Genomic DNA, 23699 nt, shown 5'->3' with positions numbered 1-23699 from the left:
GCCGCGGATCTGGCGCTGCGAGATGGCAGACTGGGACAGGTCGTACAAGGTGAGCATTTCGCGAAACGCGGGAAGTCCTTCCTGGACCAGCGAGTGGTGATTCAAGCTCAGGTGCGAGATGAGGCGCCATTGCGTTCCGTGGCCCCACGCGAACCGGCGCGGGGCACTTGGCCTGCGCAACAGGCGAATGGGATTGCCGCCGAAACTGGCTGGTGGAAAGAGATCGCCGCCTTCGCGCCCGCCGTTCAATTTCGTCGGCAGTGCGCGGTTGCTGCAGGTGAGGTCAAGGGAGACGGTTACTTTTTCGATGGCCAGCGGCTTGAAGTCGATATCGACAAAGCTGATCCTTCGTTCGTGTCCGGGGCTTCGAAGCAGGAGTGCCTCGTCGCGCCGCACCACATAATAATGCCCCTTTCGCCCGTCGCTTTCGCCGTGGTTCAAGGCGTAGAAGGGCCGGAACTCCGTCACCGCCTGGTCGCGTTCCGACTGGCGCATCAACTGCACCGAGTCGACCGTATAGACCTCGAAGGAGCGCGCATGAATCGCATCGGCCAGGATGGCGTAGTCGGCGCTCTGGTGGGTGAGGGTGATTGGCACGCCCGGCTTCTTGAACAGATTGACGACCGGCGCGCAGCCAAGCAGCAGATTGGCCGGCGACAGGCTGGCGAGCATGCGGGCGACGTCGGCGTCGACGCGCATGCCGGTTACTGCCAAATGGAGCGTCAGGCGCTGGCCGTCCGGCGGCAGATGTTTGGTCAGGGCGGCCAGGTCGATGTCGAAAAAATTGAACTTGTCCGGACAGCCAAAGTATTCGGTCAGCACAATGTAAGCCGGGTGCGAACGGGCAGGGAAGGGAATCAGGGCATCGCCTTCTGCGAAGCCGACGGGCGCAATGGGGATGGCCGGAAGGCGCTTCCACTGGCCATCGCCAACGTCGACATAGGCGCAAACGGTCTGCATGAAAAGGGCGTCGCGCATGGCTGCGCAAAACGAGGGCTCACCGTCGATGAACACGCGCAATGCCTTCAGCTTCATCTGGGCAAGCCCCATCTTGGATGATGCGCCTTCAAGGGTGATGCGGATTCCGGAGGTGACGTCCGCCGGAAGGCGCACGGCGCCCGGGGCGTTCATGACGACATCGAAGCGCGCGGCCGTCAGCATGACCGGCGCTGCGGTAATGTCGTACGCGGTGCGGAATGTGCAGGGCACGCCTTGAATGGGAGCGGAGACCAGTTCCGTGCCGCGCGGGATTGTCTTTACCTCTGTCATTTCGGCTTTATTGGCGGCGCTGATGTCAAGATGCGCGATGGCAGTCGATGGAAACGAGCCCAGGTAGTGCGGCATCAGCACGTCGAGCAGCAATTCGGTAAATTGGGGGTAGTCGTCGTCGAGCCGTTTCGACATGCGCGCGGCAATCAGGGCGAACGCCTCGATCATGCGCTCGACGTGCGGATCGCCGCTCATGTCGCCGCTCATGTGCAGGTTGCTGGCTATCCTTGGATAGTTCGCCGCGTACTCGCGACTGAGGGCCCGAAACGCGACCAGCTCACGTTCGAAGTAGGGAAGCAGCTGGTCCGTCGTCATGCCGTTTCAGCCTGTGTTACTGCGCCTGGAGTCTGAATCGAGTATTGCTGGGTTGCGGAGTCGAGCTGGGCGTCGAACTGAACCGGCTCGCTCGCCGCCTGGGTCTGCAACATGGCGGAAATGACAAGGTCGACCCGGTAGGTGGAGCCAGGCGCGATGCGCAATGACGCGCTGACGTTGCTGAGCCGCGGTTCGTGCCGCTCGATCGCCACCTTCACGGCCGCGCAGATCGTGTCCCGGTCAACGCTGCTGCCAAGGCACAGGTGCGAAAAATCGCTCAAGCCATAATTCAGGATGGAGTTGCTGCATTCTGGATAGCCGGCCAGGGCTTCGCGCGAAATGGCCGTGCGGGTATTGAGCAGCGCCTCCAGGTCACGCGCGATGCCACTCTTGAACTGCGCCAGGGTCAGGTCGACGCCGTGGCCGGCGCGCGTGTGTTCGCCGGGGTCGTCGAGAAGGCGGTCGAGAAAGCCAGCCGTAAACAATTGCGCCAAGGCGACCTCCATGCGATGTCGCGCAGCACGGTGTGTGTGCGCGGAAATACCATTATTGTCCCCTTGTTATTCGGCAATTTGCGTTTGCGCAACTGTTGAAACGCGCTTGTTTCGAGACAATGAGTTGGTGGAGGGGAAAGGCAAGAAATCGCCGCGGGTTCGATCCCCGCCATCCGTTGGCCCTGACGAAAAAAAACCACCCAATGGGTGGTTTTTTGGCATGCGTTGGTGGAGGCGGCGGGAATCGAACCCGCGTCCGCAAGCACTCTACAGACAGTTCTACATACTTAGCACTGTCATTTGATTTAACCCCGACGACGCGGACGTGCACGCTTCGTAAAGGCGAGTCACCTTAGATTTAGTGCAATACCAAGTGACCCGGTACTACACGAGTCCCTGTAAATGACTCTACAGCTTTTGACGGCCCACCCCAGGGACGAGGTGTTGTAGAGCTAACAGCGATTAAGCTGCCAGTGCGTACGAGTTATCGTTTGCAGTTAAGTTTTTTCTGGATGTATTTACGAGGTAACCAGTCCTCGGTATGCCCTGCACTGCTTTGCAACCCACGTCGAAACCAGGTCGCCCCCAAACAGAACTCCATTGTAACGCAATCGGTCAGCGGGTGCAGAGCGTATGTAATTACTTGCGGTGGCTCAACTTTGTCTGTCTGCGCTTGTATTTTTGGCACGTTTCCGACTGGCGCTTCATTGGACAACGCAGTTCAGTTAAGGTTCAGCAATGTTGGCAGGCAGGCCGGCCGGGCAGGTGCGCGCGCCCCTACGAGATCAATTCGGCTTGCGTGAGCACGTCGCGGATGGTGTCGAGCAGCGCGAACGGGGTGTCGAGCCGGTAGTCGGCGCCCCAGCTTAACGGTTCCACCGAACCGCAATAGCCCCAGTTGCACGCGACCGTCACCATGCCGGCGGCGCGCCCGGCTTCGACGTCGCGCAGGTCGTCGCCCACGTACCAGCATTGTTCGGGGGCGAGCCCCAGGCGGCGCGCGGCTTCGAACAACGGGGCCGGGTGCGGCTTGGCGTGTGCGGTGGTGTCGCCGGAAATGATGCAGCCGGCGTGCTGCAGGCCGATCTGCGGTATCAGCGGGTCGGTAAAGCGCGCTGGCTTGTTGGTGACGATGCCCCATGCCATGCCGGCGTCGGCAATGCCGGCCAGCAGGTCGGGCACGCCCTCAAACAGGGTGCTGTGCACCGCCATTGCGGCCTGGTAGTGGTTGAACCATTGCACCCGCAGCTCTTCGTAGCCGGCGTCCTGGGGCGTGAGCCCGAAGGCGGCGCCGATCATGCCGCGTGCGCCGGCCGAGGCGGTCGGGCGCAGCACGGCATAGGGCGTCGGCTCGAGCCCGCGCTCGGTGCGCAGCAGGTTGACCGCCGCGGCCAGGTCGGGCGCGGTGTCGGCCAGCGTGCCGTCAAGATCGAACAGGATGGCACGCGGTGCCTGCAGCAGGGTGGGGCGGTTCATATGGTCTTGACGGCTGGGCGCTTTACAGCGGGCGGCTGCAGGCTACCATGTAGTTGACGCTGGTATCGTGGTTCAGCGAGTAGACCTTGGTCAGCGGGTTGTAGCCGAGACCCTTGAGCGCCTCGACCTGCAGGCCGGCTTCGCGCACGTACTGCGACAGCTCGGCCGGCGTGATGAACTTGGCGTAGTCGTGGGTGCCCTTGGGCAGCATGCGCAGCAGGTATTCGGCCCCGACGATCGCAAACAGGTAGGCCTTCGGGTTGCGGTTCAGGGTCGAGAAGAATACTTGCCCGCCCGGTTTGACCAGGGTGGCTGCGGCCTTCACGATCGCTGCGGGATCGGGCACGTGCTCGAGCATTTCCATGCAGGTGACCACGTCGTACTGGCCGGCTTCCTGCGCGGCCATGTCTTCGGCGGCGATCAGCTGGTAGCGCACCTGCACGCCCGATTCGAGGCTGTGCAGGTCGGCCACCTTGAGCGCTTTTTCCGACAGGTCGATGCCGGTCACCTTGGCGCCTTTTTTGGCCATGGACTCGGCCAGGATGCCGCCGCCGCAGCCGATGTCGATCACGTTCTTGCCGGCCAGCGGCGCGCGTGCGTTGATCCATTCAAGGCGCAGCGGGTTGATCTCGTGGAGGGGGCGGAATTCGGACGTGGGATCCCACCAGCGGTGGGCAAGTTCGCTAAATTTCTGGATTTCGAGTGGGTCTGCGTTCATAGGCGGAATAATAGCGGGAATTTAGCAAGCGCGACGGACGCGAGCATAAAAAAACCCCGCCGAAGCGGGGTCAGTGCAGGCACGTTCGGCTGTGCGCACGGGGCGCACAGCGGGCGCGCTTTATTTGCTGCGCGTACCAACCACTTCGATTTCAACGCGACGGTTCTTGGCGCGCCCTGCGGAGCTCTTGTTGTCCGCTACCGGTTGCTTCTCGCCCTTGCCTTCGGTGTAGATGCGGTTCGCTTCAACGCCTTTGGACTGCAGGTAGGCCTTGACGGCTTCGGCGCGGCGAATCGACAGCTTCTGGTTGTAGGCGTCGGTGCCGATCGCATCGGTGTGGCCAACGGCGATGATCACTTCCAGGTTCACGCCTTGCAGCTTGGAGGTCAGGTCGTCCAGGCTGGCCTTGCCTTCCTTCTTGAGCACTGCCTTGTCGAAGTCGAAGAATGCGTCAGCCGAGTAGCTGACCTTTTCCGAGGTCGGTACTGGCGCCGCCGGTGCGGGCACTACTGCAGGCGCAGGCGGCGCGACTACTGGCGGTGCCGGTGGTGGCGGTGGTGCCACGCACTTGCCGTCAACCAGGGTCTCCGGGGCCACGCACAGTGGCGCGTCGCAGCCTGGAACGGCATCGGCCGGGGTCCAGTAGCCGGTGCGCCAGCACAGGCCGGTGGAATTGCGCACGATGACGCCGCGCGAATCCTGCACGTAGGCGCTGTGTGGCTTGGCCGCCTGGATGTCGGTTGTAAGAGGTGCGTTCTGGGCGAACGCGCTGCCGGCGATCGCCGCGCAGGCTGCGAGCACGAGCGTTGTAAGGTTCTTCATATTGTTTTCCTTTCGGGGGTGATATCCGCAGCAATCTGCGCAACTTTTTGTATCTGATCAAGATAATAACATCCCGGCAGACAATGACTGTTTTGCATTGCGAAACAGGCAATTAACTCGTAATCATTCTGCCACATCATGCGAAATATCACGACGCCGGTTAAATCGAACGGCCTCTATTCACGCAACTGACGTTGTTTTCGTGCAACATGATGTTGTTGGGAATGTTCCGTGCTTGACAACACAGATTCGAAGCGCGGTTTCATGCTCCTGGCCGGTTTTGAGGAATTACGCTGCTGCTATGGCGCGCATGCTAAAATCCCCCGCTTGTCTGTCGATCAGTTCAGCGGTTTGCCCCACATGGGGCGGCACGTTGGTCCGGCAGGCTCTGTCATGCCGCAATGCATACAGTTTGCGTACCGATAACATAACCACAGCCTGAGATCAGCCGACCCGCCAATGGATCAATTCGCAAAAGAAACAATCCCAATTTCCCTCGAAGAAGAGATGCGCAAGAGCTACCTCGATTACGCCATGAGCGTGATCGTGGGCCGTGCCTTGCCTGATGTGCGCGACGGCTTGAAGCCGGTGCACCGCCGGGTCCTGTTCGCGATGCACGAAATGAACAATGTGTACAACCGGCCGTATGTAAAGTGCGCGCGCGTGGTCGGCGAAACCATGGGTAAGTACCACCCGCACGGCGACGCCTCGATCTACGACACGCTGGTGCGCATGGCGCAGGACTTCTCGCTGCGCTACACGCTGGTCGATGGCCAGGGTAACTTCGGTTCGGTCGACGGCGACAGCGCCGCGGCGATGCGTTACACCGAGTGCCGCCTCGACAAGATCGCCGGCGAGATCCTGGCCGACATCGACAAGGACACGGTCGACTTCCAGCCCAACTACGACGGCAAGGAAAAAGAGCCGACCGTCCTGCCGACCCGCATTCCGAACCTGCTGATCAACGGCTCGTCGGGCATCGCGGTCGGCATGGCCACCAACATCCCGCCGCATAACCTGACCGAAGTCATCAACGGCGCGCTGCATGTGCTGCGCAACCCGGATTGCTCGATCGACGAACTGATCGAGCTGATTCCTGCACCGGACTTCCCGACCGCCGGCATCATCTATGGCGTCTCGGGCGTGCGCGACGGTTACCGCACCGGGCGCGGGCGCGTCGTCATGCGCGCCAAGACCCACTTCGAGGAATACGGCAAGGACGGCGGGCGCATCGCGATCATCGTCGACGAGCTGCCCTACCAGGTCAACAAGAAGTCGCTGCTCGAGCGCATCGCCGAGAACGTGCGCGACAAGAAGCTCGAGGGCATTTCCGACATCCGCGACGAGTCCGACAAGTCGGGCATGCGCGTGGTCATTGAGCTGAAACGCAACGAAGTGCCGGAAGTTGTCCTCAACAACCTGTACAAGCAGACCCAGTTGCAGGACACCTTCGGCATGAACATGGTGGCGCTGGTGAACGGCCAGCCGAAGCTGCTCAACCTCAAGCAGATGCTGCAGTGCTTCCTGTCGCACCGGCGCGAGGTGGTCACGCGGCGCACCGTGTTCGAACTGCGCAAGGCGCGCGAACGCGGCCACATGCTCGAAGGCCTGGCCGTTGCGCTGGCCAACATCGACGACTTCATCGCCATCATCAAGGCCGCGCCTACGCCGCCGATCGCGAAGGTCGAACTGATGCAGCGCGCCTGGGATTCGTCCCTGGTGCGCGAAATGCTGCTGCGTACCGCCGAAGGCGCGACCGTGGGCGGCATCGAGGCGTTCCGCCCCGAGCACCTGCCCAAGCACTACGGCATGCAGCAGGACGGCCTGTACAAGCTGTCCGACGAGCAGGCGCAGGAAATCCTGCAGATGCGCCTGCAGCGCCTGACCGGTCTGGAACAAGACAAGATCGTCAACGAGTACAAAGAGATCATGGCGCACATCGCCGACCTGCTGGACATCCTGTCCAAGCCGGAGCGCGTGACCACCATCATCACCGACGAGATGACGCTGGTGATGAACGAATACGGCGCCGGCAACAAGGACGTGCGCCGCTCGACCATCGAACTGAATCCGACCGACCTCGAGACGGAAGACCTGATCACGCCGCAGGACATGGTCGTGACGCTGTCCCACACCGGCTACATGAAGTCGCAGCCGATCTCCGAGTACCGCGCGCAAAAACGCGGCGGACGCGGCAAGCAGGCCATGGCGACCAAGGAAGAGGACTGGATCGACCAGCTGTTCATCGCCAATACGCACGACTACATCCTGTGCTTCTCGGACCGCGGCCGCATGTACTGGCTGAAGGTGTGGGAAGTGCCGCAGGGCTCGCGCAATTCGCGCGGCAAGCCGATCGTGAACATGTTCCCGCTCCAGGATAACGAGAAGATCACGGTGATCCTCCCGGTCTCGGGCGAGAACCGCACCTTCCCGGAAGACCATTACGTATTCATGGCGACCAGCCTTGGCACCGTCAAGAAGACTCCGCTCAACGACTTCCGCAATCCGCGCAAGGCCGGCATCATCGCGGTCGACCTCGACGAGGGCGACTTCCTGATCGGCGCCGCGCTGACCGACGGCCAGCACGACGTGATGCTGTTCTCGGATTCGGGCAAGGCGGTGCGCTTCGACGAAAACGACGTGCGTCCGATGGGCCGTACCGCGCGCGGCGTGCGCGGCATGAACCTCGAGGACGGCCAGAACGTCATCGCGCTGCTGGTGGCGGAAAACGAACAGCAGTCGGTGCTGACGGCGACCGAAAACGGCTTCGGCAAGCGTACTCCGATCACCGAGTACACGCGCCATGGCCGCGGTACCAAGGGCATGATCGCGATCCAGACCAGCGAGCGCAACGGCAAGGTGGTGGCCGCGACGCTGGTTGAGGCGAGCGATGAGATCATGCTCATTACCACGGGCGGCGTGCTGATCCGTACCAGGGTGTCGGAGATTCGCGAGATGGGGCGCGCCACGCAAGGCGTGACCTTGATCGCGGTGGAAGACGGCACCAAGCTCTCCGGCCTGCAGCGCGTTGTTGAAACTGACCTCGAAGACGTCGACCTGGAGCCAGCCCCGGAGTAAGTCAAAAAATGGGGTTGAGGGGGGCGCCGAGCCTTTTTTTCGCGGTTTCATGCGAAAATTACTCTGACCCCTTTTTTTGACGGACCGAAGTCGGCGCCGGTGACGGTCCGAATAAATGGGGTCGGAGTTTTTTTCGCCCCATAAAACCGGGCCGAAAAAAAACTCCGACCCCATTTATTCGTCCCGGTGACGTTCCGATCATTTTTTACTCCAAACCTAGAACACACGTGACTCACATCTATAACTTCTCAGCCGGCCCGGCCGTGCTGCCCAAGGAAGTCCTCGAACAGGCCGCCGCCGAGATGCTCGACTGGCATGGCAGCGGCATGTCCGTAATGGAAATGAGCCACCGCGGCCCTGAATTCATCTCGATCTACCGGGACGCGGTGCGCGACCTGCGCGAGCTGCTCGCCGTTCCGGACAATTACAAGATCCTGTTCCAGCAAGGCGGCGGGCTTGGCCAGAACGCCATCGTCCCGCTCAACCTGGCGGGGCGCAAGGCGCAGCCGGCCACCATCGATTTCGTCCACACCGGCTCCTGGTCCGGCAAGTCGCTCAAGGAAGCGGCGCGCTACGCCAACGTGAACGTGGCGGCGTCGTCGAAGGAAAGCGCCTTCACGCTGGTTCCGCCACAGGAATCGTGGAAGCTCACCCCGGATGCGGCCTACCTGCATATCTGCACCAACGAAACCATCGACGGCGTGGAGTACAACTTCGCCCCCGAGATCGCGGGCGGCACGCCCATCGTGGCCGACATGTCCTCGCACATCCTGTCGCGCGTGATCGATGTGTCGAAATACGGCGTCATCTTCGGCGGCGCGCAAAAAAATATCGGCCCGGCCGGCCTGACCCTGGTCATCGTGCGCGAAGACTTGCTCGGCACCTCGCTGCCGGTATGCCCGTCCGCCTTCGACTGGAAGACCGTGGCCGAACACGAGTCGATGTACAACACGCCGCCGACCTACGCCATCTACATCGCCGGCCTGGTGTTCGCGCACCTGAAGCGCCAGGGCGGGGTGGCCGCGGTCGAGCAGCGCAACATCGCGAAGGCGAAGCTGCTGTATGCTGCGCTGGACGCCGACGACTTCTACCAGAACCGCGTGGCGCTGCCTTTTCGCTCGCGCATGAACGTTCCGTTCTACCTGAGCGACGAATCGCTGAACGATAAATTCCTGGCCGGCGCAAAAGCGCGCGGCCTGCTGCAACTGAAGGGCCACAAGTCCGTCGGCGGTATGCGAGCATCGATCTACAACGCGATGCCGATCGAGGGCGTGCAAGCCCTGGTCGATTATTTGAACGAGTTCGCCGGCCGCTGATCCTATTGATCGGGGCTGGCGCCGGGGCGCATGCGCCGACCCAGATAACAGCATGATGTAACGATGACAGACAAACTCAAACCGCTGCGCGAGCAGATCGATTCAATCGACGCCCAACTGCTCGACTTGCTGAACCGCCGCGCGCGTGTCGCGCAGGAAGTCGGCCACGTCAAGGCCGAAACGAAGGCGCCTGTGTTCCGCCCCGAGCGCGAAGCGCAGGTGCTGCGCGGCGTGGCCGAGCGCAATCCCGGACCCTTGAAGGGCGAGCAGGTACAAACGATTTTCCGCGAGATCATGTCGGCTTGCCGCGCGCTGGAAAAGCGCGTTACGGTGGCCTTCCTCGGGCCTGCCGGCACCTTCAGCGAACAGGCCGTGTACCAGCAGTTCGGCAGCGCAGTGGACGAACTGCCTTGCGTGTCGATCGATGAAGTGTTCCGCGCCACCGAAGCCGGCACCGCCGATTTCGGCGTGGTCCCGGTCGAAAACTCGTCCGAGGGCGCGGTCAACCGCACGCTCGACCTGATGCTCGGCACCACCACCATCATCAGCGGCGAAGTCTCGATCGCGGTGCATCACAGCCTGATGACCAGGACCGGCACCATGGACGGCGTGAACATGGTATGCGCCCATTCGCAGGCACTGGCGCAGTGCCAGGTGTGGCTCAACCTGCATTACCCGAATCTCGAGCGGCGCGCCGTGGCGTCGAACGCGGAGGCTGCCCTGATGGCCAGCCAGGATCCGAACGTGGCGGCGATCGCCAGCGAAATGGCGGGCGAGCAGTACAAGCTGGGCGTGGTGCAGGCCCACATCCAGGACGATCCGCACAACCGCACCCGCTTTGCCATCATCGGCCATTTGCAGACCAATCCGTCCGGCGCGGACCAGACGTCGCTGGTGCTGGCGGTGCCCAACAAGGCGGGCGCGGTCTACAACCTGCTGGCGCCGCTGGCCAGGCATGGCGTGTCGATGACGCGCTTCGAGTCGCGCCCGGCCCGCATCGGCACCTGGGAATACTATTTTTACGTCGACATCGAAGGCCATGTGCACGATGCGGCCGTCGCCAAGGCGCTCGCCGAACTGAAAGACAACGCCGCTTTCTTCAAAGTGCTGGGATCTTATCCGCTCAGCCTGTAAACCATTTTTTCGAGATCAACCATGTCCAAGCAATTCGGTCCAGAGTACGTCCGCGCAATCGCTCCTTATCAGGCCGGCAAACCCATCGCGGAAGTGGCGCGCGAATTCGGCCTCGACGAAGCGAACATCGTCAAGCTGGCGTCGAACGAAAACCCGTTCGGCGTGCCCGAGTCGAGCAAGCAGGCGATGGCCGCCGCGGTGGCCGAACTGGGCCGCTATCCGGACGCGAACGGCTTCGACCTGAAGGCGGCCCTGTCGAAGCGCTATGACGTGCCGGCCGACTGGATCACGCTTGGCAACGGCAGCAACGACATCCTGGAAATCGCGGCGCACGCGTTCGTGCAGAGCGGCCAGTCGGTGGTCTATGCGCAGTACTCGTTCGCGGTGTACGCGCTCGCCACGCAAGGCGTTGGCGCACGCGCGATCGTGGTGCCTGCCAGGTCGTACGGCCATGACCTCGATGCGATGGCGGCGGCAATCGAGCCTGACACGCGCCTGGTGTTCATTGCGAACCCGAACAACCCGACCGGCACCTTCATTCCGGCCGCTGAAATCGAAGCCTTCCTGGACAAGGTTCCGGCCAACGTGGTCGTGGTGCTCGACGAGGCCTACAACGAATTCCTGGCGCCCGAACAGCAGTTCGAATCGGCCCAGTGGGTCAGGAAGTATCCGAACCTGATGGTCTCGCGCACCTTCTCCAAGGCTTACGGGCTGGCCGGGCTGCGCGTCGGTTTCGCCATTGCGCAGCCGGAAGCGACCGACCTGATGAACCGCATTCGCCAGCCGTTCAACGTCAACTCGCTGGCGCAGGCTGCCGCCATCGCCGCCCTCAACGACAAGCAATTCCTGGAGCAGGGCGCGCGCAACAACGCGGCCGGCTACCGCCAGTTGGTCGAAGCGTTCGAGGAACTGGGCCTGGAATACGTTCCGTCGTACGGCAATTTCGTGCTGGTGCGGGTGGGCCAGGACGACGGCGCCGGTGCGCGCGTGAACCTGGCGTTGCTCAAGCAGGGCGTCATCGTGCGCCCGGTCGGCAACTACGGCCTGCCGCAATGGCTGCGCATTTCCATCGGCCTGCCGCAGGAAAACGCGATCTTCATCACCGCACTGAAAAAGGCTCTGGGCTGACGTGTTCAACAAGGTTGTCATTTTCGGGGTAGGGCTGATCGGCGGCTCGTTCGCGCTGGCGCTCAAGCAGGCTGGCCGGGTTGGCACGGTGGTTGGCATGGGGCGCTCGCAGCCAGTGCTGGCGCGCGCGCTGGAACTGGGCATCATCGACGCGATCGGCGAATCGGTCGCGGACGCGATGAAAGGGGCCGACCTGGTGCTGATCGCCGCGCCGGTGGCCCAGACCGAAAAGATCCTGTCCTCGCTGCTGCCGTACCTGGAAGCTGGCACCGTCGTCACCGACGCCGGCAGCACCAAGTCCGATGTCGTCGCTGCGGCGCGCCATGCGCTCGGTTCCAAGGTTGCGCAGTTCGTGCCCGGCCATCCGATCGCGGGCCGCGAGTCGAACGGCCCCGATGCCGCCATTCCCGACCTGTACCGCGGCAAGAAGGCGGTGCTCACGCCGCTGGCCGAAAACTCACCGGCCGACGTCGAGCGCGTCGCTGGCGCCTGGACCGCCTGCGGCGCCATCATCCACCGCCTCACCGCGCCGGAGCACGACAAGGTATTCGCCGCCGTCAGCCACCTGCCGCACCTGCTGGCCTTCGCGCTGGTCGACGACATCGCCAACAAGGAGCATGCCGGCTTGCTGTTCCAGTACGCGGCCAGCGGCTTTCGCGACTTCACCCGCATCGCCGGGTCTTCACCCGAGATGTGGCGCGACATCAGCATGGCCAACCAGGGCGCGCTGCTGTCCGAGCTCGATGCCTATCTGGCACAATTGAACGGACTGCGCGCCATGCTGGCGGCGCGCGACGCGGGCGGGATCGAGGCGGTCTACGCGAACGCCCAGCGCGCGCGCCAGAAGTGGATCGCCACCATTGAAACGGCCGAAGCCCCGCCGCCAGACAGCGCCGAATAGTATCGAAGGACTCCAAAGCATGACGCAGCAAAAACATTATCCCGACCACATCGATCTCAAGCCCGTCATGCACGTAGAGGGCGTGGTGCGCCTGCCAGGTTCCAAGAGCATCTCGAACCGCACCTTGCTGCTGGCCGCGCTGGCCGGCGGCAGCACCACCATCATTGACCTGCTGGCCTCGGACGACACGCTGGTGATGCTGGGCGCGCTGCACTCGCTCGGCGTGAAATGGGAGCAGGTCGATGCGCACACCCATGTGGTGCACGGGATCGACGGCGTGCTGCCGGTGCGTCAGGCCGACCTGTTCATGGGTAACGCGGGCACCGCGATCCGCCCGCTGACCGCGGCGCTGGCCGTCATCGGCGGCGACTACACCCTGCACGGCGTCTCGCGCATGCATGAGCGCCCGATCGGCGACCTGGTCGACGCGCTCAATGCCGTCGGCGCCAGCATCGAGTACACCGGCGTCGAAGGCTATCCGCCGCTGCGCATCCGCCCCGGGCACCTGCACGCGCAGCGCATGGCCGTGCGCGGCAACGTGTCGAGCCAGTTCCTGACCGCGCTGCTGATGGCCGCGCCGCTCATGGCCAGGGAGCACGCAGTCGGCATCGACGTGGTGGGCGAACTCATTTCCAAGCCCTACATCGAGATCACCCTGAACCTGATGCGCCGCTTCGGCGTGACGGTGGAGCAGGACGGCTGGCGCTCCTTCACCGTGCAGCCGGGCCAGCGCTACCGGAGCCCGGGCACCATCCACGTCGAAGGCGACGCTTCCTCGGCCTCGTACTTCCTGGCCGCCGGCGCCATCGCCGGCGGCCCGGTGCGGGTGCAGGGGGTGGGGCGCGACAGCATCCAGGGCGACGTGCGCTTCGCCGAAGCGCTCGAGCAGATGGGCGCGACCATCACCCGCGGCGACAACTGGATCGAGGCGCGCTCGAACGGCGTGCTCAAGGCCATCGACGCCGACTTCAACCACATCCCCGACGCCGCGATGACGATCGCGGTGGCCGCGCTGTACGCCGACGGCACCAGCACGCTGCGCAACATCGCCAGCTGGCGCGTCAAGGAAACCGACCGCCTGAGCGCGATGGCGACCGAGCTGCGCAAGCTGGGCGCGCAGGTGGAAGAGGGGCCTGACTTCATCCGCATCACGCCGCCGGCCGAGATCCTGCCGGCCACCATCGACACCTACGACGACCACCGCATGGCGATGTGCTTCTCGCTGGCCGCGCTGGACGGCAAGGCGCGGCGCGGCAACCGCATGCGCATCAACGACCCGAAATGCGTCGCCAAGACCTTCCCCGAGTATTTCGATGCGTTCGCCGGAATCGCACATGACGAGTTATTCTGAGCAGGCAGCCGCACTCAAGGAACTGCAGCGCATTCCCGGCGTTGGCCCCAGCATTGCGCAAGACCTGTACGATCAGGGCTACCGCAAGGTCGAGGACCTCAAGCGTGCCGATCCGGACGCGATGTACGAGCGCCAGGAACAATTGCAGCGCTGCCATGTTGACCGTTGCTGGCTGTACGTTGCCAGATGCGCTGTATACTTCGCGAAAACCGTCGACCCCGAGCCCGACAAGCTCAAGTGGTGGAACTGGAAGGATTAAGACCAACTCCGAAAATGCCGTCGCCATTGAATTCGTCGTTCCCGCGCAGGCGGGAACCCCATTTCGTAGCACACCAATGTAGCCGGCATCAATGGCATGCACAAAAAATGGGGTTCCCGCCTCCGCGGGAACGACGTGGGGCGCGGGAAGTCGGTTTCGCCAATGGCGGAAACGACGTAACCAAACACTGAACAAATAAAAACTCGATGCAACATACCAATATTCCAGTGATCACCATCGACGGTCCGACCGCTTCCGGCAAGGGCACCGTCGCCCACAAGGTTGCCGACCGGCTCGGTTTCCACTACCTCGACTCGGGCGCCCTGTACCGCCTGACGGCGCTCATGGCGCAGCGCCGCAACACCGACCTGCACGACGAGCACGCCCTGGCCAAGCTGGCCGAGCACCTGCCGGCCAGCTTCTCGGGCGGCGAAATCCTGCTTGCCAACGAAAACGTGACGCAGGCCATCCGCGCCGAGGAAGTTGGTACTTTGGCATCGAAAATCGCCGCATTGCCTTCCGTGCGGCAAGCCCTGTACGCCTTGCAACTGGGCTTTCGCAAGGCGCCCGGCCTGGTGGCCGACGGGCGCGACATGGGGACCGTCATTTTCCCCCATGCACCGCTCAAGGTGTACCTGACCGCGAGCGTGCAGGCACGCGCGCAGCGCAGATATAAGCAATTGATTGACAAGGGGTTTTCTGCTAATATGGAAGACCTACTGTCCGATTTGCAGGCGCGCGACGACCGCGATACCCAACGCGCGATCGCCCCGCTGGTTCCGGCAGAAGATGCCCGTATCCTCGATACTTCCAACATGACGGCCGATGAGGCCATCGAGGAAGTGCTGAAATGGTATGCGCACCTGAAGAACTGAGGCTGCTTGCATCATCGCAGTTTCAAAGGGTGCCTGCTCCGGCCTGTTGCCGGCGCAGGCCTTGTTTAACCTAACCCAGTTTAAGTCGCATGGTGCGATCTCTGCTGGCTAACTCGTGTAAATCCTATGTCTACAGCAACAACAGAAGCAACCGGTATGGAAAGTTTTGCAGCGCTCTTCGAGGAATCGTTGTCGCGTCAAGATATGCGCTCCGGCGAGGTTATTTCCGCTGAAGTCGTGCGCCTCGACCACAATTTCGTGATCGTCAACGCCGGCCTCAAATCCGAAGCTTTCATCCCCATCGAAGAATTCAAGAATGACCAAGGCGAACTGGAAGTCCAGGTAGGCGACTTCGTTTCCGTGGCCATCGAGTCGCTCGAAAACGGTTTCGGCGACACCATCCTGTCGCGCGACAAGGCTAAGCGCCTGGCGTCGTGGCTGGCTCTGGAAAAAGCAATGGAATCGGGCGAGATCGTCATCGGTACCGTCAATGGCAAGGTCAAGGGCGGCCTGACCGTTCTGACCAACGGCATCCGCGCGTTCCTGCCAGGTTCCCTGGTAGACACCCGTCCTGTCAAGGACACCACCCCGTTCGAAGGCAAGACCCTGGAATTCAAGGTCATCAAGCTCGACCGCAAGCGCAACAACGTCGTCCTGTCCCGCCGCGCGGTGATCGAAGCGTCGATGGGCGAAGAGCGCCAGAAGCTGATGGAAACCCTGAAAGAAGGCACCGTCGTGACCGGCGTGGTCAAGAACATCACCGACTACGGCGCGTTCGTGGACCTGGGCGGCATCGACGGCCTGCTGCATGTCACCGACATGAGCTGGAAGCGCGTCAACCACCCGAGCCAGGTGCTCGCGGTCGGCGACACGGTGAAGGTCCAGATCGTCAAGATCAACCCGGACACCCAGCGCATCAGCCTCGGCATGAAGCAACTCCAGTCCGACCCGTGGGACGGCGTGGAAGCCAAGTATCCGGTGGGCGCGAAGTTCACCGGCCGGATCACCAACATCACCGACTACGGCGCCTTCGTGGAGCTGGAAGCCGGTGTCGAGGGCCTGGTCCACGTCTCCGAAATGTCCTGGACCAAGAAGAACGTCCACCCCGGCAAGATCGTCTCGACCAGCCAGGAAGTCGACGTGGTCGTGCTGGACGTCGATCCGTCCAAGCGCCGCGTGTCGCTGGGCCTCAAGCAGGCCATGGCCAACCCCTGGGACGCCTTCGTGGCCACCCATCCGGTCGGCTCGACGGTCGAAGGCGAAGTCAAGAACGCGACCGAGTTCGGTCTGTTCATCGGCCTCGACAACGACATCGACGGCATGGTGCACCTGAGCGATCTCGACTGGACCGTGTCGGGTGAAGAAGCGATCGCCAAGTACAACAAGGGCGACATCGTCAAGGCGCGCGTCCTCGACGTCGACGTCGAGAAGGAACGCATCTCGCTGGGCATCAAGCAACTGGCCGGCGACCCAATGCAGGGCGACAACTACCGCACCAAGCAGACCGTCACCGTCACCGTCACCGAGATCACGACGGGCGGCATCGAGGTGAAGTTCGGCGACGACGAAGCCCCGATGACGGCCTTCATCCGCAAGTCCGACCTCAGCCGCGACCGGGCCGACCAGCGCCCCGAGCGCTTCGCCGTGGGCGACCGCGTCGACGCTCAGATCTCCAGCATCGACAAGGCCGCGCGCCGCGTCTCGCTGTCGATCAAGGCGCTGGAGATGGTCGAGGAAAAGGAAGCCATCGAGAAGTTCGGGTCCTCGGACTCCGGCGCCTCGCTGGGCGACATCCTCGGCGCGGCCCTTCGCGAGAAGGCCACCGGCGGGAAAGAGTAGAGCTCTCGTCCCACCTGGGATCGAAGCTGGGCGGCGGATCGGGAAACCGATCCGCCGCTTTCTTTTTGGGGTGCGCCGCAACGCCGCAATTCTGGGTAGGCGCGCGCTCAACCCCGCGCCTTCGGCGCCCGGTTCGCGAAAAACCGGCGGCGAAGGCATGGAGATCGTTGCGTAAACCTTGATTGCGCCTTGAACATCCAGCGGGACTCGACCATGGTCCCGCTCGCTCCCGAGCATTACCGTGGTTTTCGAGTTCGACCGCTAAGGCGATGCTCTTGTTGAACTTTCGAAGGGCCGTCGCTCCCACGCGGCTCGGGGATTCGGAAATAGGCATGATCAAGTCGGAACTGATCGCCAGGCTCGCCGAAGAGAATCCGCACCTGACCCAGCGCGATATCGAGCGGGTTGTCGGCGTGATCCTCGAACGCATGATCCAGGCGCTGGAGACGGACGGACGGGTCGAACTGCGCGGCTTCGGCGCTCTGTCCGTGCGTTCGCGCGACGCCCGCGCCGGCCGCAATCCGCGCACGGGCGAGGCCGTCGAGGTTCGCGCCAAGCACGTGCCGTTCTTCAAGAGCGGCAAGGAGCTGCGAGAGCGGCTGAACGCCGACGAATAGACCGCTGCGGTTGACCTGCGGCGACCGATAAGTCGATCCTCCCGCCCCTGGATCAAGAGGGTCGGACAATGAGCACGTTCTCGGAATTTCGCGAGTTCATCGCACGCGGCAACGTCGTCGATCTGGCGGTCGGCGTGATCATCGGCGCCTCGTTCGGCAAGATCGTCGGAAGCCTGGTCGACCAGGTGATCATGCCGCCCATCGGTCTGGCGCTCGGCGGGCTCGACTTCTCCAAGCTGCAATGGGTGCTGCGGGTCGACGACGCGGCCACAGAAGCCAGCGAGCTGGTGGGGATCCAGTACGGCGCCTTCCTCAACACCGTCATCCAGTTCGTGATCGTCGCCTGGGTCGTGTTCCTGTTGGTCAAGGCCGTCAACGCCATGCGCCGCGAACAGGCCGCCGCGCCGGAGGCGGCCGCCGCCCCGACCCCCAGCGAGGCCCTGCTGACCGAGATCCGCGACCTGCTGAAGTCGCGCCCCTAATACCAAGCCCCTTGCGGACAAGGCCTCGATACCCCTAATCCGCCGTCCATGAGCGTGACCGCGAAGATCTGTGGCCTGTCGACGCCCGAGACCGTGCAAGCCGCCCTGGCCGGCGGCGCGACGCATCTGGGCTTCCTGTTCTTCGACAAGAGCCCGCGGAACATCGACCCCGAGACGGCCGCGCGCCTGACCCCGCCGGCGCGGGCCAGGAACGCCAAGATCGTGGCGGTGACGGTCGATCCCGACGACGCCTTCCTGGAGCGGCTGGTCGAGACGCTGCGGCCCGACTTCATCCAGCTCCACGGCAAGGAGACGCCCGCCCGCGCCCGCCAGGTGGCCCTGCGCACCGGCGCCGGGGTGATCAAGGTGCTCTCGGTCGCGGGCCCCCACGACATCGACGCGGCCCGCGCCTACGAGACCGTGGTCGACCACCTGATGTTCGACGCCAAGCCGCCCAGCGACCATCCGCTGCCCGGCGGCGCGGGCGCGCGGTTCGACTGGACCCTGTTGTCCGGACGGCGTTTCGAGCGGCCCTGGTTCCTGGCCGGGGGCCTGGACCCCTGGAACGTAAGCGAGGCCGTGCGACTGTCGGGCGCGCCAATGGTGGACGTTTCCTCTGGCGTGGAGCGCGGTCCCGGACTAAAGGACCCGGCCTTGATCACGGCGTTCCTTGACGCCGTCCGTCGCGCCTGAGGTTCATTTGAACGCGCCTGTGACCCCCAACGACTACACGGCCTATCCGGACGCCGCCGGCCGCTTCGGGGACTATGGCGGACGCTATGTGCCCGAGACCCTGATGCCGCTGGTCCACGACCTGGACGCCGCCTATTCGGCGGCCAAGGTCGATCCGGCCTTCCAGGGCGAGCTCAAGAGCTTCCTCAAGCACTATGTGGGCCGCCCCAGCCCGCTCTATTTCGCCGAGCGCCTGACGAAGCACTACGGCGGGGCCAAGATCTATCTGAAGCGCGAGGAGCTGAACCACACCGGCGCGCACAAGATCAACAACTGCATGGGCCAGATCCTGCTGGCCATGAAGATGGGCAAGACCCGGATCATAGCCGAGACCGGCGCGGGCCAGCACGGGGTGGCCACGGCCACCGTCTGCGCCCGCTTCGGCCTGCCCTGCGTGGTCTATATGGGCGCTGTGGACGTGGAGCGGCAGAAGCCCAACGTTTTCCGCATGAACCTGCTGGGCGCCAAGGTCGAGCCGGTGACCTCCGGCTCGGCGACCCTGAAGGACGCCATGAACGAGGCCCTGCGCGACTGGGTCACCAACGTCCACGACACCTATTACCTGATCGGCTCGGCCGCCGGCCCGCACCCCTATCCGGTGATGGTCCGCGACTTCCAGGCGGTGATCGGGATCGAGACCAAGCAGCAGATCCTGGAGATGGAGGGCCGGCTGCCCGACGCCGTCGTCGCCTGCGTGGGCGGCGGATCCAACGCCATCGGCCTGTTCCATCCCTTCCTCAACGACGAGGGCGTGAAGATCTTCGGGGTCGAGGCCTCCGGCGACGGCCTGCACACCGACCGCCACGCCGCGGCGATCAACGGCGGCCGCCCGGGCGTCCTGCACGGCAACAAGACCTACCTGCTGCAGGACAAGGAGGGCCAGATCACCGAGGCCCACTCGATCTCGGCCGGCCTCGACTATCCCGGCATCGGGCCAGAGCATTCCTGGCTCCACGACGTGGGCCGGGCCAAGTACCTGACCTGCACCGACACCGAGGCCCTGGCCGCGTTCCAGCTCCTGGCCGAGCTGGAGGGCATCCTGCCGGCCATCGAGTCGGCCCATGCGCTGGCCCGCCTGCCCGAGATCTGCGCCGAGGTCGGCAAGGACGGGATCGTGGTGCTCAACCTCTCCGGCCGCGGCGACAAGGACGTCGAGACTGTCGCCGCCCATCTGGGACGCCAGATTTGACCAAAGCCCGCATCGAGGCCCGCTTCGCTCAGCTCAAGGCGGAGAACCGGGCGGCCTTCGTCCCCTATTTGATGGCCGGCGATCCCGACGCCGCCACCGCGGCCGAGATCCTCAAAGGCCTGCCGGCCGCCGGCGCCGACCTGATCGAGGTGGGCTTCCCGTTCTCCGATCCCATGGCCGAGGGCCCGCCGATCCAGCGCGCCGCCCAGCGGGCGCTGGCCAATGGCATGACGCTCAGGGGCGTGCTGGCCGCCGTCTCCGAGTTCCGCAAGACCGACGACACCACGCCGGTGATCCTGATGGGCTACGCCAATCCGCTGATCGGCTGGGGCTTCCAGGCCTTCGCCCGCGACATGGCGAGCGCCGGAGTCGACGGCCTGATCGTCGTCGACATTCCGCCTGAGGAAGCCGATCCCCTGGCCGACGCGCTGGACGCCGAGCACCTGTCGCTGATCCGGCTGGCCACGCCGACCACCGACGACGCGCGCCTGCCGATCGTCGTGCGCCGCACCTCGGGCTTCGTCTATTACGTGTCCGTGGCCGGGGTGACAGGGGTGAAGGAAGCCGACGCCGACACCGTCGCGCCCCATGTGGCCCGGGTCCGCGCCGCCTCCGGCCTGCCGGTCGCCGTGGGTTTCGGGATCAAGACGCCGGAACGCGCCGGGGCGATCGCCAAGGTGGCCGACGCCGTCGTGGTGGGCTCCGCCCTCGTTGACGAGGTCGCTTTCGCCTTGGCAATGAACGAATCTGTGACCGGGCGGGTTCTTTCCAAAGTCGAATCCTTGGCTAAGGCTGTGCGCTCCGCGCGAGTCGAAAGCCTCACGGTGTAGAACCTCATGGCGATGGCTGAACAGCGAAACGACAAGCCCGGCAAGGGCGGTCCTCAGGGGCCCCGCGAGCGAGGCGGATGGCTCGCCAAGATCGCGCCCGGCGTGCGCAATCTGGTCGCCAAGCGCGAGACGCCCGAGAACCTGTGGGTGAAGTGCCCCGACACGGGCGAGATGATCTACCGCTCCGACCTCGAGGCCGCCCTGTGGGTGACCCCGTCCGGCAGCCACATGCGGATCGGCGCCGACCAGCGCCTGCGCTACACCTTCGACGACGGGGTCTATGAGAAGCTGGCCGCGCCGACCGGCGTGGTCGACGACCCGCTCAAGTTCCCCGACGTGCGCCCCTACATGGAACGCCTCCGTGCGGCCCGGAAGACCAGCGGGTCCCAGGACGCCCTGACCAGCGCCTATGGGACCATCAAGGGCCAGGGCGCCATCGTCTCGGTCCAGGACTTCGCCTTCATGGGCGGTTCGCTGGGCATCGGCGTCGGCGAGGCCTTCATCAAGGCCGCCCAGGAAGCGGTGCGGCGCGAGGTCCCCTACGTAATCTTCACCGCCGCGGGCGGCGCGCGGATGCAGGAGGGCACTCTGGCCCTGATGCAGATGGCCCGCACCACCCTGGCGCTGAACGAGGTCAAGGCCGCGGGCCTGCCCTATATCGTCGTGCTCACCGACCCGACCACGGGCGGGGTCACCGCCTCCTACGCCATGCTGGGCGACATCCATCTGGCCGAACCGAACGCCATGGTCGCCTTCGCCGGACGCCGGGTGATCGAACAGACCATCCGCGAGGTCCTGCCGGTCGGCTTCCAGCGCGCGGAGTTCCTGGTGGAACGCGGCATGATCGACCGTGTGGTCGTCCGCTCCGAGCTGCCCCAGGTCCTGGGCTCCCTGCTCAAGACCCTCATGATGGGACGCAACGCTTCCAAAGCCGCCTAGACCGGGTCTCCCGCCATGTATGACCCCATCCGCGCCTCGGACGAGGTGATCCTGCGGCTGCGCGCTCACCACCCTTCGCTGATCGACCTGACGACCGGCCGCGTCGAGCGGCTGCTGGCCGCGCTGGGAAACCCCGAGAAATGCTTGCCGCCGGTGATCCATGTGGCCGGCACCAACGGCAAGGGTTCGACCGTGGCCTATCTACGGGCCATCGCCGAAGCGGCGGGCCTGCGGGTCCATGCCATCACGTCGCCCCACCTGGTGCGTTTCGCCGAGCGTATCCGCCTGGCCGGGACCCTGATCACCGACGCCCAGCTTTCAGACCTGATCGACCGGGTCGAGGCCGCCAACGCCGGCCAGCCGATCAGCTTCTTCGAGATCACCACGGTGCTGGCCCTGCAGGCCTTCGCCGAGACCCCGGCCGACCTCTGTATCGTCGAGGTGGGCCTGGGCGGCCGGTTCGACGCCACCAACATCTTCGATCAGCCAGCGGTGAGCGTGATCACCCCGGTGGACTACGATCACCTGGAGATGCTGGGGCCGGAACTGGCCAAGATCGCCTGGGAGAAGGCCGGGATCATCAAGGCCGGCCGCCCGGCGGTGGTCGCCCGCCAGCTCGAGGAGGGCGAGGCGGTCATCCTGGCGGAGGCCGAGTCGCTCTCCGCGCCGGTCACGTTGATGGGCCGCGACTTCGACGCCTGGGAGGAGCGCGGTCGGCTGCTGGTGCAGATGGAAGACCAGCTCTACGACCTGCCGGCCCCCAGCCTGTTCGGCGGCTACCAGTTCGCCAACGCCGGCCTGGCTGTGGCCGCCGCCCTGGCGCTCGGCGATCCGCGCATCGACGAGGCGGCCCTGGCCAAGGGGGTCTCCTCGGCCGTGTGGCCCGCCCGCTTCCAGCGGCTGACCGATGGGCCCATGGCCCGGCTGGCGCAGGCGCGCGGCGCCGATCTCTGGCTCGACGGAGGCCACAACCCCCATGCGGGCCGGGCCCTGGCGGAGGCGGCCGGGCGCCTGGTCGCCCGTGATCCGCGGCCCCTGGTGCTGGTGGCCGCCATGTTCGCCCGCAAGGACGCGCTCGGCTTCTTCCAGCCCTTCGCGGACCTGAAGCCCAAGGTCTTCGCCACGACCTTCGACTCCGCCAACGCCGCCGACGCCGGCGAACTCGCCGACGCGGCGCGGGCTGCGGGACTCGAAGCCGAGATCGTCATCGATGTGGAAGACGGACTGCGGCGGGCGCTCGAAGGCTCCGGCCCCCCGCCGCATGTCCTGATCTGTGGCGGGCTGCATTTCGCCGGCGAGGTGCTGGCGATGAGCCCGGAGACCTGGCCGAGTTAGGCCAGCACCAGCAACTCCCTAGATCCTCCCCCAGCGCGGAGCGCGATTTGGGGGAGGTGGCGCGTCGCCCTCTTTGGCGACGTGACGGAGGGGGTTTCATCCACGGCGGAAAGAGTCAAAGTCCCCCTCAGTCACCTGTGGTGACAGCTCCCCCAGAGGGGGAGCATCTGGAGACGGTGCGCCGCGAGGCCTCGTGACGAGGGTCCTTAGACCCCCGCCTCGCTCAGCCAGTCGAGGATTTTCTGCTTGGGCATGGCGCCGACCTTCATGGAGGCCATCTGGCCGTCCCTGAACAGCATCATGGTGGGGATGCCGCGCACGCCGTAGCGCGAGGGGGTGGTCGGCGAATCCTCGATGTTCAGCTTGGCCACGGTGACCTGCCCGGCCAGTTCGCCGGCGATCTGCTCCAGGGCCGGGGCGATCTGCTTACAGGGACCGCACCACTCGGCCCAGAAATCCACCAGCACGGGCTTGGAAGCCTGCAGGACGTCCTTGTCGAAGGACTCGTCGGTGACCGTCACGGTGCTCATGAAAAGCTCCTCATAGCGCGGCTTTGGGAACGCACAGCCGCGGCCCGCCGTTCGCGTGAACGGCAAATGT

At 64.5% G+C, this 23699-nt stretch carries 22 protein-coding genes and 1 other RNA gene; 16 read left to right on the top strand and 7 right to left on the bottom strand.

Annotation, left to right across the window (positions count from 1 at the left end):
- From tssF to ompA, 6 genes are all read right to left on the bottom strand, one after another.
- On the bottom strand, positions 1-1584 hold a 1584-nt coding region (gene tssF, locus Q8Q77_RS03405; RefSeq protein ID WP_305581180.1), incomplete at its 3' end, for a type VI secretion system baseplate subunit TssF.
- Positions 1581-2078: a type VI secretion system baseplate subunit TssE gene (gene tssE / locus Q8Q77_RS03400; RefSeq protein WP_305581178.1), complete on the bottom strand. Its 498-nt coding sequence runs from the start codon at positions 2076-2078 to the stop codon at positions 1581-1583. The genes tssE and tssF, both read right to left, overlap by 4 nt.
- Positions 2079-2304: 226 nt before the next feature.
- Positions 2305-2665, bottom strand: a transfer-messenger RNA (tmRNA) gene (gene ssrA / locus Q8Q77_RS03395).
- Between the two features lie 190 nt (positions 2666-2855).
- Positions 2856-3554 carry an HAD family hydrolase gene (locus Q8Q77_RS03390; RefSeq protein WP_305581176.1) on the bottom strand — a complete coding sequence of 233 codons (699 nt, stop codon included), beginning with the start codon at positions 3552-3554 and terminating at the stop codon, positions 2856-2858.
- Positions 3555-3576: 22 nt separating this feature from the next.
- On the bottom strand, positions 3577-4272 hold the full coding sequence (gene ubiG, locus Q8Q77_RS03385; RefSeq protein ID WP_305581174.1) for a bifunctional 2-polyprenyl-6-hydroxyphenol methylase/3-demethylubiquinol 3-O-methyltransferase UbiG: 696 nt from the start codon (positions 4270-4272) through the stop codon (positions 3577-3579).
- Positions 4273-4392: 120 nt separating this feature from the next.
- Complete coding sequence (ompA, locus tag Q8Q77_RS03380; RefSeq protein ID WP_305581172.1) at positions 4393-5094, bottom strand: outer membrane protein OmpA; 702 nt, start codon at positions 5092-5094, stop codon at positions 4393-4395.
- A 459-nt stretch (positions 5095-5553) separates the two neighbouring features.
- Here ompA and gyrA point away from each other — a divergent pair, with 459 nt between their 5' ends.
- The 16 genes from gyrA (at position 5554) to Q8Q77_RS03300 (ending at position 23099) form a co-directional block, all read left to right on the top strand.
- Entirely contained in the window at positions 5554-8172 is a 2619-nt protein-coding gene (gene gyrA, locus Q8Q77_RS03375; RefSeq protein ID WP_305581170.1) for a DNA gyrase subunit A, read from the top strand.
- 227 nt (positions 8173-8399) lie between these two features.
- On the top strand, positions 8400-9488 hold the full coding sequence (serC, locus tag Q8Q77_RS03370) for a 3-phosphoserine/phosphohydroxythreonine transaminase (protein WP_305581168.1): 1089 nt from the start codon (positions 8400-8402) through the stop codon (positions 9486-9488).
- A gap of 63 nt (positions 9489-9551) precedes the next feature.
- Positions 9552-10622, top strand: a complete 1071-nt coding sequence (gene pheA, locus Q8Q77_RS03365) for a prephenate dehydratase (RefSeq protein ID WP_305581167.1) — start codon at positions 9552-9554, stop codon at positions 10620-10622.
- 21 nt (positions 10623-10643) lie between these two features.
- Positions 10644-11750, top strand: coding sequence for a histidinol-phosphate transaminase (gene hisC / locus Q8Q77_RS03360; RefSeq protein ID WP_305581166.1), 1107 nt, complete (start codon positions 10644-10646; stop codon positions 11748-11750).
- Position 11751: 1 nt separating this feature from the next.
- The gene (locus Q8Q77_RS03355) at positions 11752-12651 is read left to right on the top strand and encodes a prephenate dehydrogenase/arogenate dehydrogenase family protein (RefSeq protein ID WP_305581165.1); all 900 of its coding nucleotides are present in this window, start codon (positions 11752-11754) and stop codon (positions 12649-12651) included.
- Between the two features lie 19 nt (positions 12652-12670).
- On the top strand, positions 12671-14002 hold the full coding sequence (gene aroA / locus Q8Q77_RS03350) for a 3-phosphoshikimate 1-carboxyvinyltransferase (RefSeq protein ID WP_305581164.1): 1332 nt from the start codon (positions 12671-12673) through the stop codon (positions 14000-14002).
- The gene (locus Q8Q77_RS03345; RefSeq protein ID WP_305581162.1) at positions 13986-14261 is read left to right on the top strand and encodes a helix-hairpin-helix domain-containing protein; all 276 of its coding nucleotides are present in this window, start codon (positions 13986-13988) and stop codon (positions 14259-14261) included. The genes aroA and Q8Q77_RS03345 overlap by 17 nt, the downstream gene beginning before the upstream one ends.
- A 206-nt stretch (positions 14262-14467) precedes the next feature.
- A complete protein-coding gene (cmk, locus tag Q8Q77_RS03340; protein ID WP_305581160.1) occupies positions 14468-15136 on the top strand; it encodes a (d)CMP kinase in 669 nt (222 codons plus the stop codon).
- Between the two features lie 126 nt (positions 15137-15262).
- Positions 15263-16975, top strand: coding sequence for a 30S ribosomal protein S1 (gene rpsA / locus Q8Q77_RS03335; protein WP_305581158.1), 1713 nt, complete (start codon positions 15263-15265; stop codon positions 16973-16975).
- 332 nt (positions 16976-17307) lie between these two features.
- Entirely contained in the window at positions 17308-17592 is a 285-nt protein-coding gene (locus Q8Q77_RS03330; protein ID WP_305581156.1) for an integration host factor subunit beta, read from the top strand.
- 68 nt (positions 17593-17660) lie between these two features.
- A complete protein-coding gene (mscL, locus tag Q8Q77_RS03325) occupies positions 17661-18074 on the top strand; it encodes a large-conductance mechanosensitive channel protein MscL (protein WP_305581155.1) in 414 nt (137 codons plus the stop codon).
- Between the two features lie 48 nt (positions 18075-18122).
- A complete protein-coding gene (locus tag Q8Q77_RS03320) occupies positions 18123-18767 on the top strand; it encodes a phosphoribosylanthranilate isomerase (RefSeq protein WP_305581154.1) in 645 nt (214 codons plus the stop codon).
- Positions 18768-18774: 7 nt separating this feature from the next.
- Positions 18775-19995: a tryptophan synthase subunit beta gene (trpB, locus tag Q8Q77_RS03315; protein ID WP_305581152.1), complete on the top strand. Its 1221-nt coding sequence runs from the start codon at positions 18775-18777 to the stop codon at positions 19993-19995.
- A complete protein-coding gene (gene trpA, locus Q8Q77_RS03310) occupies positions 19992-20825 on the top strand; it encodes a tryptophan synthase subunit alpha (protein WP_305581150.1) in 834 nt (277 codons plus the stop codon). Before trpB ends, trpA begins: the two co-directional genes overlap by 4 nt.
- Positions 20826-20831: 6 nt before the next feature.
- A complete protein-coding gene (locus Q8Q77_RS03305; protein WP_305581148.1) occupies positions 20832-21764 on the top strand; it encodes an acetyl-CoA carboxylase carboxyltransferase subunit beta in 933 nt (310 codons plus the stop codon).
- 15 nt (positions 21765-21779) lie between these two features.
- Positions 21780-23099: a folylpolyglutamate synthase/dihydrofolate synthase family protein gene (locus tag Q8Q77_RS03300; protein ID WP_305581146.1), complete on the top strand. Its 1320-nt coding sequence runs from the start codon at positions 21780-21782 to the stop codon at positions 23097-23099.
- 206 nt (positions 23100-23305) lie between these two features.
- Here Q8Q77_RS03300 and trxA read toward each other — a convergent pair whose 3' ends face one another.
- Positions 23306-23629 carry a thioredoxin gene (trxA, locus tag Q8Q77_RS03295; RefSeq protein WP_305581144.1) on the bottom strand — a complete coding sequence of 108 codons (324 nt, stop codon included), beginning with the start codon at positions 23627-23629 and terminating at the stop codon, positions 23306-23308.
- Positions 23630-23699: the final 70 nt, after the last annotated feature.

The organism is Phenylobacterium sp. (assembly GCF_030698145.1).
In the GTDB taxonomy this organism is placed as follows: Bacteria; Pseudomonadota; Alphaproteobacteria; order Caulobacterales; family Caulobacteraceae; genus Phenylobacterium.
The sequence above is the reverse complement of the archived record's forward strand: the minus strand, read 5'-3'. Positions and strand labels throughout refer to the sequence as shown.